The organism is Haloarcula japonica DSM 6131 (assembly GCF_000336635.1).
In the GTDB taxonomy this organism is placed as follows: Archaea; Halobacteriota; Halobacteria; order Halobacteriales; family Haloarculaceae; genus Haloarcula; species Haloarcula japonica.
The window spans coordinates 15,936-29,700 of the sequence record NZ_AOLY01000004.1 but is presented as its reverse complement, the minus strand read 5'-3'; the positions used below and the strand labels follow the sequence as shown (position 1 = coordinate 29,700).

Here is a 13,765-nt window from a genome sequence, read left to right as displayed (position 1 = left end):
AGCTGAGAGCCAAACCGCCCCATATGCAGCCGAGTAGACGAGCTATGCTGGGTGGGACTTTCTGGCTGGTCAAACCAACGGTCACAACGATAGCACCATCCACACCTAGTCCGAACCGCTCAAGTAGCGCAGTCGCCTCTAGACGACTGTGTCACAGCAGGCCGCACAGGTAGAGACGCTGTTCCTCCACGAACACGGCGAGGAGTTCCGCGTCGCCGCCCACCGGGACGGCGAGCGGCTCTTCCACGGCATCCTCGAACTGAAGGAGACCGACGCCGGCCCCCGCCCGCGTCGGCTCCGCGTCAAGGACGGGACCAGCGAGGAGCTTCGCTCGCCCGACCAGTTCGTCGATCTTGCCCGCCGTGCGGCCCGCATTCGGGTTTCAGAACAGACCGCCCCGCTTGCGCGTGAGCGCATCCGCGAGATGCTCGATGCCTACCAGATCGAGGCCAAGGTCGTCCGGACCTGTAGACTGTGTGCCTCTGACGGGCGCTACTCGCCGATTACGAGCGAGACCGCTATCGAGACCGACGACGAGACCATTTGCCCGGAGTGCGCTCGCCAGCAGCTCGACCGCGAACTCGCGTTCAAAGGCAGTATCAGCGGCGACGCGCGCGACCGACTCGAAGAGTTGCTGCTCGAAGTACAGGACCTCGACCGGGTGACGAACCTCCTGTCCGGCCAGCTGGACCCGGACCTGACGAAGTTCGACGAGATCTCGGCGACCGTCGACGAGGTCGACCCCGTCCGGGTGGACTCGCTGGACCTCCACCCCGGGATGCAGGAGCACCTCGAATCCCGGTTCGAGACGCTGTTGCCGGTCCAGAGCCTCGCCGTTGAGCACGGGGCCACGGAGGGCCGCGACCAGCTTGTCGTGAGCGCGACGGCGACGGGGAAGACGCTCATCGGCGAGATGGCCGGTATCGACCGCGTCCTGAACAACAAGGGCACGATGCTGTTTCTCGTCCCGCTGGTCGCGCTCGCGAATCAGAAGTACGAGCAGTTCCAGGACCGCTACGGCGACATGGTCGACGTATCCCTCCGGGTGGGTGCGAGCCGCATCGCCGACGAGGGCGGTCGCTTTGACCCCGAAGCGGATGTCATCGTCGGCACCTACGAGGGGATCGACCACGCGCTCCGGACCGGCAAGGACCTCGGGACCGTCGGGACCGTCGTCATCGACGAGGTCCACACGCTCGGCGAGGACGAGCGGGGCCACCGGCTCGACGGGCTGATTTCCAGACTCAAATACTATTGCGAGTCCGGTGGCGCGCCCGACAGCGGCGATACGCAGTGGATCTACCTCTCGGCGACGGTCGGTAACCCCGGCCAGCTGGCCGACCAGCTCCGGGCGACGCTCATCGAGTTCGAGGAGCGCCCGGTCCCAATCGAACGGCACGTCACATTTGCCGACGGCCGTGAGAAGATCGAGACCGAAAAGAAGCTCGTCAAGCGGGCCTTCGACAACAAATCCAGCAAGGGCTACCGCGGCCAGACCATCATCTTCACGAACTCCCGACGGCGCTGTCACCAGATCTCACGGAAACTGGAGTACAGCTCCGCGCCGTACCACGCCGGGCTGGACAACCGGAAGCGCCAGCGAGTCGAGCGGCAGTTCGCCGACCAAGACCTCGCGGCGGTCGTGACGACGGCGGCGCTGGCTGCCGGAGTCGACTTCCCGGCCTCACAGGTCATCTTCGACTCACTGGCGATGGGCATCGAGTGGCTCACCGTCCAGGAGTTCAGCCAGATGCTCGGCCGGGCCGGCCGCCCGGACTACCACGACAAAGGTACCGTCTACATGCTGGTCGAACCCGACTGTTCGTACCACAACAGCATGGAGATGACCGAGGACGAGGTGGCGTTCAAGCTCCTGAAAGGCGAGATGGAGCCGGTCATCACTCATTACGACGAGGGCGCGGCCGTCGAGGAGACGCTGGCGAACGTCACCGTCGCCGGCAAGGAGGCAAAGCGGCTCAACGACCGGATGGTCGGTGAGGTGCCGACCAAGCATGCACTGGGGAAGCTACTGGAATACGAGTTCATCGACGGCCTCTCACCGACGCCGCTCGGCCGGGCCGTGACGCGGCACTTCCTCGCACCCGACGAATCGTTCCAGTTGCTCGATGGTATCCGCAAGGGGCAACATCCCTACGAGATCGTCGCCGACATGGAACTGCGTGACGAGCACTGAGCCGCTTTCGCCCCACAGACCTGTCGGCCGAGTATCCTTTCGGCGTACATTCTTGTAGCGGCACGTACTTCCGGTGTTCATGGGCCTGTTCGATACGATCCGTCGCGCTGTCGGTGGCGATGACTCGTCGACCGACAGGGACGAGCAGGCGGCCGGGGACAACCGGCCGTCCGACGACGGGCCGGAACTACGTGATACGGCGACGCTCGACCCGGCGACCTTTCGCGAGTACGCCGAGCGCGTCGTCGACGGCGCGGACCCGCTGACGTTCGACCCCGAAGCGCTCGCGCGCCTCGATACGGCCATCGAGGAGAGCTACGACGGCAAAACCGCGGGCGACGACGCCGGCGTGACGGAATACACTGAGAACACGGTACGGTTCGGGAGCTATCTCGGCGAACTCCTCTTGCGGGCGTACAATGGTGAATGGGTCCAGTCCGACGGCCGGTGGGGCGTTACCGTCGCCGGCCCGGACGACGAGGTGACGGTCGCGGTGTTCGACGTGGCCGCCCGCTCGTTCGGCGACGAGCCGGTGTTCGCGGCTGTCGTGACGCGGCTGGAATCCGAACTGGCGCTCGATACTGCACAAGGCATCGACGATGGGGGAGCGCGGGATGCGGACGAAACCGACGCCGACAGCATCGTCTCCGAGCCGACGCGGATCGTTAGCCGCGTCGACGACGGACAGGCTGACGAGCGCGACGCGCCTCCCGAATCGACGGCGACAGACGCACAAACTGGGGTAGCCGCCGGCGATACAGCTGATTCTGCCCCGTCTCAGGCTGTCGAAACGGAGCCGACCCGCGTCGTCCGACGGATCGAATCCGGGACGGAAACTGACGACCAGTCGCACGACACCGGTCCCACACCCGTCATCAGCGAGGTCGCTGACGAACCACAGCACGAGGCTCCACCGGACAACGAAGCCGGCGGCTCGGCTTCCGACACCGCTGGAGATGCCGACCCCGACTCGACCGATTCAGCGTCAGACGACACCGGTAGCGAACCGTCGACCGGTGAAACCGCCAGCGACGGAGCAACTATCAGTTCAAGCGATGCGGAGCCGGCTACCGACACCGCCGTCGAGCAGTCGGCGGATGAAACCGCTGCTGACCACCCCACGGCTGAAATACCGGTAGCTGAGACACTCTCCGACGCCTCTTCGGATGGACCGACTGCCGACACGACTGCTGCTGGCGAGACAACGACTGATGATGTGGTCACGGCTGATGAAGAGACGACGGGCGATGATGCGGTCACGGCTGATGAAGCGGCCACTTACATCGACGAAGCGGAGTCGTCGTTCGATAGTGCGACAGCGGACTCCCCGGACGACGCGCCGGCGGCCGAGACACCTTTCGAAGACTCGGCTGTCGACTCTCGCGACGAGGACGGAACCAGTGAGACCGCGGCCACGAAGGCGGGAACTGACATATCCGCTGACGAAGCAGCGACGGACGCAGCCGACGACGGAGCGGTCGGAGAACCGACGGATGACGACCCGACCCCCGATAGCTCGCCGGATGCGTCGTCAGACGCCGCTCCAGACGCGGAGGTGGCTTCCGAAACGACGGTTGACGAGTCACCGACAGACACCGCCGACGCCGCGGCGGCCGATGATGCGCCGGCAGCCGTTGCGGAATCCGATGCTGGCGAACTGTTCGATGATAGCCCCGACACATCGGTTCCTGTCGGGGATGCCGAAACGACCGATACCAGCGAGCACGCGGCATCACAGGATGTGACCGCTGACGAGACGGCTGCGACAGCGGCCACCGACGAGAGTGAACTGTCTGCGTCTACTGACAGCGACCCGACCACTGGCTCGATGGCCCGCTCGTGGGAACCCGACACGGTCCGTGCGGACCACGCCGATACCGCTGTCGAGTTCGCGGAGTTCTGGGGTGAACACGACCTCGACTTCTCGCCGACTTCGCTTTCGCGGCTCGACGATCTGGTCGACGCAGAGTGGGACGACGAGCGTTTCGCCGAAACGACGTTCGGGAGCGATGCGTCGTTCGACGACCGCGCATTTACAAGCGTCGTGCGGGAACTCGGCGGCTACTTCGGTGAGGTACTCGTCCGAGAACTCGACGGCGAATGGAGCGATGAAACGGACCACGAAGCGGCCGTCGTCGTCGGCGGACCGGACGGACAGTTCGCCGTCCCCGTTTTCCAGGTCGCGATAACCTCGCTCAGAAAACAGGCGGTGTTCGGCCGGAGCTACGACGCTCTGCTCGAAGACCTGGGTCGTGACGGCCCGACGCGGTGAGCGACGCGACTCCGGTCGGGTTCCTCGCTGTTGCTAGTCAGACAGGGGTATGACCGACGTGCTCCCACATTCGGGACACTCGTCGTGGTCTGTGTAGAGGAGCGTATCACACTCGATACACCGGTGGGTGGCTTCGTCGTCGGTCGCGTTTCCGACCTCCTGTTTCAGCTCCTCGACTTTTCGACCGAGATCGTTGAAAAGGCTCATTGTGAGCTGTTCGGCCTGGACAGGGATAAACGTCGGCCGCCGGAGCAGGGTGTGAGCGGACGCCCGCGCTCGCAAACGACCCATCCTTTTGTCACTGGCCCTGCAGGGGACAGACGTGTCGCTGCCACCTGTCACGCCGGGGATGTTGTTCGTCTTCGCGGTCATCGTCGCCGCGCTGGTGCTGTTTGCGACAGAGGCGCTGCCCGTCGACGTGACCGCGATCGGCGTCATGGTCGCGCTGATGCTGGCCGAACCGGTGACCGTACTCGCGGCTGATGTCGGACTGCTCGCCGAGCCGGTGTACGTGTTACATCAGGCCGGTGACGGGATTTCGCCGCTGAATCGCGGGCTCTCCGGCTTTGCCTCGACGGCGACGATAACCGTGCTGGCGATGTTCATTCTCTCCGACGGCGTCCAGCGGACCGGCATCGTCCAGATCCTCGGCGCGAAAATCGCTTCCCTGACCGGGGATAGCGAAACGAAACAGCTCGGTGCCACCGTCGGGCTGGTCGCACCTATCTCCGGGTTCATCAACAACACCGCCGCCGTCGCCATCCTCCTGCCGATGGTCACTGATATCGCGCACAAGGGCAAGCTCTCACCGTCGAAATTACTGCTACCGCTGTCCTACGCCTCGATGTTCGGCGGGATGCTGACGCTCATCGGCACCTCAACGAACATCCTCGCCTCGCAGCTCTCGGCGGAACTGATCGGCCGCCCGTTCAGTATGTTCGAGTTCACCCAGCTCGGCATCATTGTGACCGTCATCGGAACGGTTTATCTCCTTACCGTCGGGCGCTATCTGATCCCGTCGCGTATCCCGGCCGAGGAGGACCTCACCGAGGAGTTCGAGATGGGTGAGTATCTCACCGAGGTTGTCGTTCGCGAAGACTCCCCGCTCATCGGCCAGACTGTCGAGGAGGCGCTCAGAGTCTCAGAGTTCGACGTGGACATCGTCCAGTTGGTCCGCGAGAAACGCACGTTCCTCGAACCGCTCGGCCAGAAATCCATTCAGGCTGGTGATGTCTTCGCCGTTCGGACGGACCGGGACACGCTCGTCGACCTCCTCGACGTCGAAGGGCTGGACGTCATCCCGGATGTCGAGGTCGACGACGCGGAACTGGAAACCGCAAACGAGCGGAAGAACCTCGTCGAGGTTGTCGTCGCTCCCGGCTCCTCGCTCATCGGTGAAACACTCGTCTCCACGAGCTTCCGCCAGCGCTATGACGCGACCGTGCTGGCGCTTCGCCACGGGCAAGAGCTGTACCGCCAGCGAATGGACCACGTCACACTCCGCATCGGCGATACGCTTCTGGTGCAGGCCACTCCCGAGAGCATCGAACGCCTCAACCGTAATAACGACTTCATCGTCGCGCAGGAGGTCGCACGGCCGGATTTCCGGCGGTCGAAGATCCCCATCGCAATCGGCATCGTCGCCGCCGTCGTCGGTGTCGCGGCACTGACGCCGATTCACATCGTCATCTCGGCGCTCAGCGGCGCGCTGGCGATGGTTCTCACTGGCTGTCTCCGCCCCCCGGAGCTGTACGACGCTGTCCAGTGGGATGTCATCTTCCTGCTCGCCGGCGTCATTCCGCTGGGTATCGCCCTGCAGGAGACTGGCGGCGCTGATCTGCTCGCGGAGCTGTTCGTCATGGGTGCTGGCAGTGTCCTCACCGCCGGTGGCGGCCTCGCCGTCGTCCTCGGCCTCATGTATCTCGTCACGGCGCTGCTGACGAACATCATCTCGAACAACGCTTCTGTCGTCCTGATGATCCCGGTCGCTATCGAAACCGCCCAGCAACTGAACGCCAACGCCTTCGCCTTCGTCCTTGCCGTCACGTTTGCCGCCTCGACGGCGTTCATGACGCCGGTCGGCTACCAGACGAACCTCCTCGTCTACGGTCCCGGCGGGTACCGATTCACCGACTACCTGAAGGTTGGTGCCCCGCTACAGGCCGTCTTCGCCGTTGCGACGACCCTTGGTATCGCGTATTTCTGGGGCCTCGCTCCCGCGTGACACGGCCGCCTTGCAACGAAACGCTTTACACGCTGTCGAGTCGAGAAGGTAATACGGGATCGTGGGGTAGCTTGGTAACCTTCGGGCCTTGGGTGCCCGCGCCCCTAGTTCAAATCTGGGCGATCCCATTCGGTTTTTCCACCACAGTTACTCTGACCACCTCTTCTCTTCGGGGTCGGTTCCACTACCGGCTTCGGATTCGACAGCATATCGTTTCAGTTCCACCCCGGTTTGCGAACCTTCTTAGGCCAGTGGGCATAACCACTGTCCACTCAAATGGCGACCGCCGAGAACACCGAACTCATCGACCGCTTCGAGGAGTTCTACCGCAACTACTACCGCAACGAGATCGGTGAGCTCGCCCAGAAATATCCGAACGACCAGAAATCGCTGTATATCGACTGGGACGACCTCTATCGCTTCGATCCAGACCTGGCCGACGACTACCGGACCAAGCCCGAGCAGATTCAGGAGTACGCCGAGGAGGCGCTTCGACTGTACGACCTCCCGGTCGATGTTTCACTCGGGCAGGCCCACGTCCGCGTTCGAAATCTCCCGGATTCCGAGGACATCCGTGACCTCCGCCACGAACATCACGGCAACCTCGTCGCCGTCCGTGGTATCATCCGGAAAGCGACTGATGTGCGCCCGAAAGTCATCGAAGCGGCTTTCGAGTGCCAGCGCTGTGGGACGCTCACGCGCATTCCCCAGACTGCCGGTGACTTTCAGGAACCACACGACTGCCAGGGCTGTGAACGGCAAGGGCCGTTCCGACTCAACACCGACCAGTCCCAGTTCATCGACGCGCAGAAGCTCCGCGTGCAGGAGTCCCCCGAGGGCCTGCGCGGCGGGGAGACGCCCCAGTCAATCGATATCAACATCGAGGACGACATCACGGGCCACGTCACCGCCGGCGACCACGTCCGCGTAACCGGCATCCTCAAACTCGACCAGCGGGGCAACGACAACGAGAAGTCCCCGATGTTCGACATCTACATGGAGGGCGTCAGCGTCGAAATCGAGGACGAGCAGTTCGAAGACATGGAGATCACCGACGCCGACAAGAAGGAAATCGTCGAACTCTCCAGCGAACCCGACATCTACGACAAGATGGTCGGGGCCATTGCCCCCTCCATCTACGGCTACGAGAAGGAGAAGCTCGCGATGATGCTCCAGCTCTTCTCCGGCGTGACGAAGGAGCTACCTGACGGGTCTCGAATACGCGGAGACCTCCATATGTTGCTGATAGGAGACCCGGGAACAGGGAAATCGCAGATGTTGTCATATATCGAGAACATCGCACCACGCTCCGTCTATACCTCCGGAAAGGGGTCGTCGAGCGCGGGGCTTACCGCGGCCGCCGTTCGCGACGACTTCGGCGACGGTCAGCAGTGGACGCTGGAGGCGGGTGCGCTCGTGCTCGCAGACCAGGGGATCGCCGCGATTGACGAACTCGATAAGATGAGTCCAGAAGATCGGTCTGCGATGCACGAGGCGCTGGAACAGCAGCGTATCAGCGTCTCCAAGGCCGGAATCAACGCGACGCTCAAATCCCGCTGTTCGCTGCTGGGCGCGGCCAACCCGAAGTACGGCCGCTTCGACCAGTACGAACCCATCGGCGAGCAGATCGACCTCGAACCGGCGCTCATCTCGCGGTTCGACCTCATCTTCACCGTGACGGACAAGCCCGATGAGGAAAAGGACCGCAACCTCGCTGAACACATCATCCAGACCAACTACGCCGGCGAGCTCCACACCCACCGGACGGAGAACCCGACCTCGAACTTCAGCGAGGAGGAGGTCGGCACCGTTACAGAGGAGGTCGCGCCGACTATCGAACCGGACCTCCTCCGGAAGTACGTCGCCTATGCCAAGCGGAACTGCTTCCCGACGATGACGGAGGAGGCGAAATCGCGCATCGAGGATTTCTACGTCGATCTGCGGATGAAGGGGCAGGACGAGGACGCGCCGGTGCCCGTCACCGCCCGGAAACTGGAGGCGCTGGTCCGGCTTGCTGAGGCCTCTGCACGCATACGCCTCTCCGACACTGTCGACGAAGCCGACGCCGACCGGGCGGTCGACATCGCCCACTACTGCCTGAAGGAGATCGGCGTCGATCCCGAGACCGGCGAGTTCGACGCCGACGTGGTCGAGACCGGCCAGTCGAAGACCCAGCGTGACCGCATCCAGAACATCAAGGGCATCATCTCGGACATCGAGGACGAGTACGACGAGGGCGCACCCGCCGACGTGGTCATCGAGCGTGCCGAGGAGGTCGGTATCGACGAGTCGAAGGCCGAACACGAGATTGACAAGCTGAAACAGAAAGGCGAGGTGTACGAGCCCCGGACGGATCACCTCCGGACGACCTGATATGGACCGTATCTCCGCACTCCGCAATATCGAGGAGGCGCTGGCCGAGTTCGAGGCAGGGTCGCGGTCGCTCAGTGACCTCGAACGGGACGTTCGCGGGACGCTCCGGACCTACGCGACTGAGTTCGAGGGGGACCTGCAGGCCTACCGGGCAAGCGGTGGGGCTGCCGTAGACGGACTCGTCGTCCTTGCGCCGTCCGAGACAGCAGCCCGCGAGCGGGTACAGGACCTCGTCGCGGATGCCGGCGATTTCACTGTTACAGTCGTCGAGTAGGCCCCTTTCGAGCAGCGTGAGTACTATCGGTGTATCCCACATCATCCCCACGGTGTTGACTCTCGAATCCGACTGTCTCCCCTATCTTTCTTTCCGACTGCCATATATATTCAGCCTAAATCTAATTCAATTCAGTAAAATTTTATAGCAATAATAGCAATGTCTATCCAGTGCTACTCGTCGTCACCTACTCCCGGGCGGCACGCAGAGACCTGCGGAACGTCTGTCGTGCCCACGAAGACTGTGTTGTTCGGCAGTTCGGGAGAGCAGCGTTGTTCTCCGAAACCGAGTACGGGGCCTTTCAGGCACTCCGACTCCACGAGAAACACGACCTCGACGTACAGATCGAACACGTCGAGCCGTTCGAGCCGACAGATGTCCCGAAGCACGTCCGCGAGGCGGCCAAACGGTACGAGGCACGCAAGGAACCGGCGACGCCTTACGGGCGGTTCGCGTCCGGGCGTGACCTCCCGGACCCGGACCAACTCCGAGGCGTCGACCTGTGAAGCTCCGCGTCGCTGGAACCACTTACGCAGGTGCTGTCGTCGATCTCCGTACGCGAGACATCGATGGTCGAATCATCGCCGCAAGCATTCGTGGACAGCGGCGTTTCCCGGCCGTCTCCTGCCCGGAGCCACCGGCTGTGTACGCTTACACCGGACACGTCCACCCGTCGATGGGACTCCGAACGCGGACTGCACTCGCGGCCGCCGCTCGGTCACGTGGATACGAGACCCCGCAGGACGACGCTATCGCTGAGTGCCGCGCCCAGCTGGCCGAGCTTGACTGCTCGCCGCCGGAGCTGCCGGACCCTGTCGACCCCGTCCCGGAGTCGACTATCGACGGCCTGCAGGAGGCGGTCGCCACCCACCGCGGTCGTCTCACCGCTCGGCAGGCGGTCGGTGCGGACGACGAGGCGGTACAGGCCGCTCTCCGGGACGCGGCGACGGAACTGAGCGAACGGGAGACACGGCGGGCTGCCGCCAGAGAAACTCGGGAACTCCGCCGGGAGCGGGCACGCGCCTACCGGGATACGTTGGAGAAACAACGTCGGCTTGCCGACGAACTGGCCAACCTCCGGCGGAACGCTCGGGCGACCCTCGTCGACCGATGCGCCGATACGTTCGCTCGGGCCATCGAAGCCGTTCCGGGGCCGGTCCCAGACAGTCCGTTCAACGCTGATCCAGTAACGGCCGCGCTGGCCGTACTCCGGGTCGCCCGGACGCCCGCACCGGTCGTCCTTGGAACGGATCAGTTCAGGTCACCGACGGCTGCGTCGGACTGCCTTGATGCGCCCGTCGTCCGTTGCTGACTTTTAAATCGGAAGGCCGGGCCACCGTTCCTATGGTTACCTTCGACTGTCGCGCCGAGCGAGTCGACGGCGTGACGCTCGTCACGGCAACCGTCGGTGACATCCCCGAACCGACTCGAATTACCGTTCGGAACCGTCTCGATGGCCCCCTCTGGCCGCCGAGAACGCAGGGCATTCCTGCGGCCGGCTGGTCGGAGGACGGGTTCGAGGGGGTCGTTAGGCCGGGGACGCACGCGCTCGGGTACGCGACACCGGCTCCACCGTCTGCCCAGCCGGCGGAGCTGGTGCGCGCCGAACCGGCGCCCGATACTACCTCAGCGGACGAGCGACTCGACTCCGCAGATGCCGTACTCAGGGAACTGGGCGATCCGGCACCGCCTGCTGACGCTGTGCCTGCGGGCGAGCGGACACAGGGGGCCGACTCCGAGAACAGCCGGTCGGACGCATCTGCGGTTGAATGGGACGACAGGCGGGTGGACCCGCAGACAGCGACTGTCCAACCCTCAGCCAGATCAAGGGCTGATTCCGCTCGGCAGTCAGAACAGCAACTCCCCGATTCGGTCTCGCAGTGGCTCGAAACCGTTGCTCGACGGGTCGACCGTGCCGAGCGGCTGGCCGAGGTGGATTCGCTGTCGGCGGCGACGGCCGCGGTTCGTGCGGCGGACGGGCTGTCCGGCGTGCGGACAGTTGCGGCACGCGGCGACACTGACGAACAAATGCTCCGGGCGCTGGCCCGGCGGGCCGAGCGGCTTGCCGACCGACGGGCGGCCGCCACGGTGCCGACCGAAACGCTGTCCCGCCTAGCATGATCTTGGCAGTCACCGGTGGCAAGGGCGGCGTCGGCAAGTCCACTATCGCGTACAATCTCGCGGCGGAACTCGACGCGCTCGAACGGGCTGACAGCGGGAACTCGCTCACAAACACGAACGCGGGCAGCGTCGTCGTCGACGGCGACCTCGGGATGGCGGACCTCCCGTCCAGTCACGGCCCCGACCTGCACGACGTTCTTGCCGACCGCGCCGACCCGCATGAGGCTGTCCGCGGGGACGGTCCCGTGACTCTCGTCCCATGCGGACGAACGCTGGCCGGCGCTCGAAGCGCCGACTTGCAGGGCCTCACAGACGTATTCGCCGCGCTGGAGCGGACCTATCGCTGGGTCATCGTCGACTCGCCGGCGGGGATGCACGCCGACGTGGGGCTTCCCCTTGCTGCCGCTGACGCTGCGGTACTCGTCACGACACCGGAAGACGCGGCGCTCGCTGACGCGCTCCGGGTCCGGGCGCTGGCCCGCGAACTCGACGCCGGGCTCTGTCGGGTCGCTCTCAACCGCGCCGGACCGAACCCTGCGACCGAGGCCGTCGCGGACCGGTTCGGTGCGCCGGCCGTCGAAATTCCGGAGAGCGAGCCGCTGGCGACGGCACAGACACACGGACAGCCGATTCGAGAAACAGCACCGGAAGCACCAGCACACGACTCGCTCGAAGCGCTTGCTGACGCAGTCTACTCTTGTAGCTCGGTGTAGGTCCCACGGAGCGTGACTGGCGTTACGTCCGCCGTCTCTGCCGCTTCGACCTGTGTGAGCGCCACGTTCTGCTCTTGCGCCGCGGTGTAGAGACACGCCGCCGCGACACCGGCTGGATTACGCCCGCTGACCAGGCCACGGTCCTGTGCCTCGTCGACGAGCCGTTCCGCACGCTGGCGGACCGCTGTCGGCAGATCCAGCGCCGTCGCGAACCGGGGGACATACTCACGTGGGTCAATCGGACCGGTCGGCAAGCCGAGCTCCCTATTCAGGGCGTCGTACGCTGCACGAAGCTCCGCCTGGGTCGCTTTGGCGACGGTACAGAGTTCGTCGACGGTTCGGGCGACGCCTTCGGTCCGGCAGGTAGCGTAGATGGCCGCGGCCGCGAACCCTTCTAGCGTTCGGCCCTGCAGCAGGTTCTCGTTCTGTGCGGACTCGAACAGCACGCAGGCCCGGTCCCGTATCGCGTCCGAGAGCGCCATCGAACTGATGATACGCCGGATCTCGGTGAAGGCGTACACCTTGTTTCGCTCCCGTTTCGAGCTGATCTGGGCGCGGTTGTGCTCGCGGCGGAGGCGAGCGAACTGACGGCGTTTGCGCCCTTTCAGTCGCGTCGAACGGCCGATTTTCGTCGAGAGACCGCGGTCGTGGCGCGACCGCGTCAGCGGCGCGCCCGTGCGTGCCCGGTCCGTGTCATCATCGTCGAACGACCGCCATTCCGGCCCGGGATCGATAGCGTCCTCGCCGACGACCAGCCCGCAACTGCTACAGACCGATTCGACGCCCTGCTGTTTGACTGACCCGTTACACTCCGGACATTGCGTTACCGTCGTGCTCATGTTTCCACCTACGGCTGGATGGAGGGTTAAAAAACCGATGCAAAGGCGGGTTTCCGGGCGTTTTTCGGTGAAACTGCCTACCGGTAACCGGTAGGTAGATACTGGAATTAACATCAGCGCCTATCGATCTTCCGTCAGTATTAAATTCCGGAGTATAGAAGGAAATTTTAATGACGTTGTCGGATATCGCCGCTGGTGTCGAGGTCACGACCCACCAGCGTGACCGCGGCATCGCTGCCGTCGATGAGACAGACGCACCTCTCCCGGAGCGGTTGGCCCCCGTGGCAGACGACCTCCCGTGCTCAGCGGCGACAGCGGCGACCGTCGTCGAAGCCTACGCAGCCGGCAAGAGCGTCGGCGATGCGGGCCGCGCTGCCGGTGTTGCGCCTGTGATGGCCGCCAAGACGCTCCATCTCGTCGGCGAGCAAGTGTCACCGGTCGGGCCACAGGGACGAGAGATAATCGCCGATTGGCTTGCCGGGGACCTCTCCCGCAGCGACGCCATCGCACTCGCTGACGTGACTGAACAGGAGTTTGCGCTGGCTGTTTATATCGAAACCCACGAGCCGTTGCCTACCGCCCGCGATGCGGTGGAGGGGGCGCTCATAACTGAGGAACGGGACCCGTTAGGGGAGACGATGAGTGACGTCGGGGAGCTGCTGTGAGGCTGTGTGATCTGCCTTCTCGGTGAGGTCGGGAGTGAGCGGCGGTCGCGTCGTGCGTGGGGAATCCACGCGCTCGCTACCTGCCCGCTC

General features: G+C 64.3%; 12 protein-coding genes and 1 tRNA gene. 11 read left to right on the top strand and 2 right to left on the bottom strand.

All coding sequences use genetic code 11. The features are described from left to right. The first annotated feature begins 148 nt into the window (after nt 1–148). On the top strand, nt 149–2,194 hold the full coding sequence (locus C444_RS00930) for a DEAD/DEAH box helicase (protein ID WP_004590273.1): 2,046 nt from the start codon (nt 149–151) through the stop codon (nt 2,192–2,194). 79 nt (nt 2,195–2,273) lie between these two features. Then, the gene (locus C444_RS00925; protein ID WP_004590267.1) at nt 2,274–4,466 is read left to right on the top strand and encodes a hypothetical protein; all 2,193 of its coding nucleotides are present in this window, start codon (nt 2,274–2,276) and stop codon (nt 4,464–4,466) included. A gap of 33 nt (nt 4,467–4,499) precedes the next feature. Here the strand turns inward: C444_RS00925 and C444_RS22135 are convergent, their stop codons facing one another. Then, complete coding sequence (locus C444_RS22135; protein WP_005536738.1) at nt 4,500–4,673, bottom strand: glycyl radical enzyme family protein; 174 nt, start codon at nt 4,671–4,673, stop codon at nt 4,500–4,502. Nucleotides 4,674–4,815: 142 nt separating this feature from the next. Here C444_RS22135 and C444_RS00920 point away from each other — a divergent pair, with 142 nt between their 5' ends. From C444_RS00920 to C444_RS00885, 8 genes are all read left to right on the top strand, one after another. After that, nucleotides 4,816–6,690, top strand: coding sequence for an SLC13 family permease (locus C444_RS00920; protein WP_004590261.1), 1,875 nt, complete (start codon nt 4,816–4,818; stop codon nt 6,688–6,690). 55 nt (nt 6,691–6,745) lie between these two features. Next, nucleotides 6,746–6,818 (top strand) — tRNA-Pro (locus tag C444_RS00915). 148 nt (nt 6,819–6,966) lie between these two features. Then, entirely contained in the window at nt 6,967–9,063 is a 2,097-nt protein-coding gene (locus tag C444_RS00910; protein WP_004590260.1) for a minichromosome maintenance protein MCM, read from the top strand. 1 nt (nt 9,064) lies between these two features. Beyond that, nucleotides 9,065–9,337 (top strand): DUF7854 family protein, encoded by a 273-nt coding sequence (locus C444_RS00905; protein WP_004590259.1) that lies wholly within the window; start codon nt 9,065–9,067, stop codon nt 9,335–9,337. Nucleotides 9,338–9,507: 170 nt separating this feature from the next. Continuing rightward, nucleotides 9,508–9,843: a DUF7855 family protein gene (locus C444_RS00900; protein WP_004590258.1), complete on the top strand. Its 336-nt coding sequence runs from the start codon at nt 9,508–9,510 to the stop codon at nt 9,841–9,843. Further along, nucleotides 9,840–10,649 carry a DUF7856 family protein gene (locus C444_RS00895; protein ID WP_004590257.1) on the top strand — a complete coding sequence of 270 codons (810 nt, stop codon included), beginning with the start codon at nt 9,840–9,842 and terminating at the stop codon, nt 10,647–10,649. Before C444_RS00900 ends, C444_RS00895 begins: the two co-directional genes overlap by 4 nt. A gap of 32 nt (nt 10,650–10,681) precedes the next feature. After that, nucleotides 10,682–11,458: a DUF7857 domain-containing protein gene (locus C444_RS00890; RefSeq protein WP_004590256.1), complete on the top strand. Its 777-nt coding sequence runs from the start codon at nt 10,682–10,684 to the stop codon at nt 11,456–11,458. After that, nucleotides 11,455–12,171: a MinD/ParA family ATP-binding protein gene (locus C444_RS00885; protein WP_004590255.1), complete on the top strand. Its 717-nt coding sequence runs from the start codon at nt 11,455–11,457 to the stop codon at nt 12,169–12,171. The genes C444_RS00890 and C444_RS00885 overlap by 4 nt, the downstream gene beginning before the upstream one ends. Here C444_RS00885 and C444_RS00880 read toward each other — a convergent pair. Next, nucleotides 12,150–13,010: a transcription initiation factor IIB gene (locus tag C444_RS00880; protein ID WP_004590254.1), complete on the bottom strand. Its 861-nt coding sequence runs from the start codon at nt 13,008–13,010 to the stop codon at nt 12,150–12,152. The genes C444_RS00885 and C444_RS00880 overlap by 22 nt on opposite strands. 170 nt (nt 13,011–13,180) lie before the next feature. Here C444_RS00880 and C444_RS00875 point away from each other — a divergent pair, with 170 nt between their 5' ends. Continuing rightward, nucleotides 13,181–13,675: a DUF7858 family protein gene (locus C444_RS00875; protein WP_004590252.1), complete on the top strand. Its 495-nt coding sequence runs from the start codon at nt 13,181–13,183 to the stop codon at nt 13,673–13,675. The last annotated feature ends 90 nt before the right edge of the window (nt 13,676–13,765 follow it).

Bases quoted from the DNA above. Each gene is read 5' to 3' on its own strand.
- C444_RS00925 (WP_004590267.1), top strand. From the start codon at position 2,274: ATGGGCCTGTTCGATACGATCCGTCGCGCTGTCGGTGGCGATGACTCG.
- C444_RS22135 (WP_005536738.1), bottom strand. From the start codon at position 4,673: ATGAGCCTTTTCAACGATCTCGGTCGAAAAGTCGAGGAGCTGAAACAG.
- C444_RS00920 (WP_004590261.1), top strand. From the start codon at position 4,816: ATGTTGTTCGTCTTCGCGGTCATCGTCGCCGCGCTGGTGCTGTTTGCG.
- C444_RS00910 (WP_004590260.1), top strand. From the start codon at position 6,967: ATGGCGACCGCCGAGAACACCGAACTCATCGACCGCTTCGAGGAGTTC.
- C444_RS00905 (WP_004590259.1), top strand. From the start codon at position 9,065: ATGGACCGTATCTCCGCACTCCGCAATATCGAGGAGGCGCTGGCCGAG.
- C444_RS00890 (WP_004590256.1), top strand. From the start codon at position 10,682: ATGGTTACCTTCGACTGTCGCGCCGAGCGAGTCGACGGCGTGACGCTC.
- C444_RS00885 (WP_004590255.1), top strand. From the start codon at position 11,455: ATGATCTTGGCAGTCACCGGTGGCAAGGGCGGCGTCGGCAAGTCCACT.
- C444_RS00880 (WP_004590254.1), bottom strand. From the start codon at position 13,010: ATGAGCACGACGGTAACGCAATGTCCGGAGTGTAACGGGTCAGTCAAA.
- C444_RS00875 (WP_004590252.1), top strand. From the start codon at position 13,181: ATGACGTTGTCGGATATCGCCGCTGGTGTCGAGGTCACGACCCACCAG.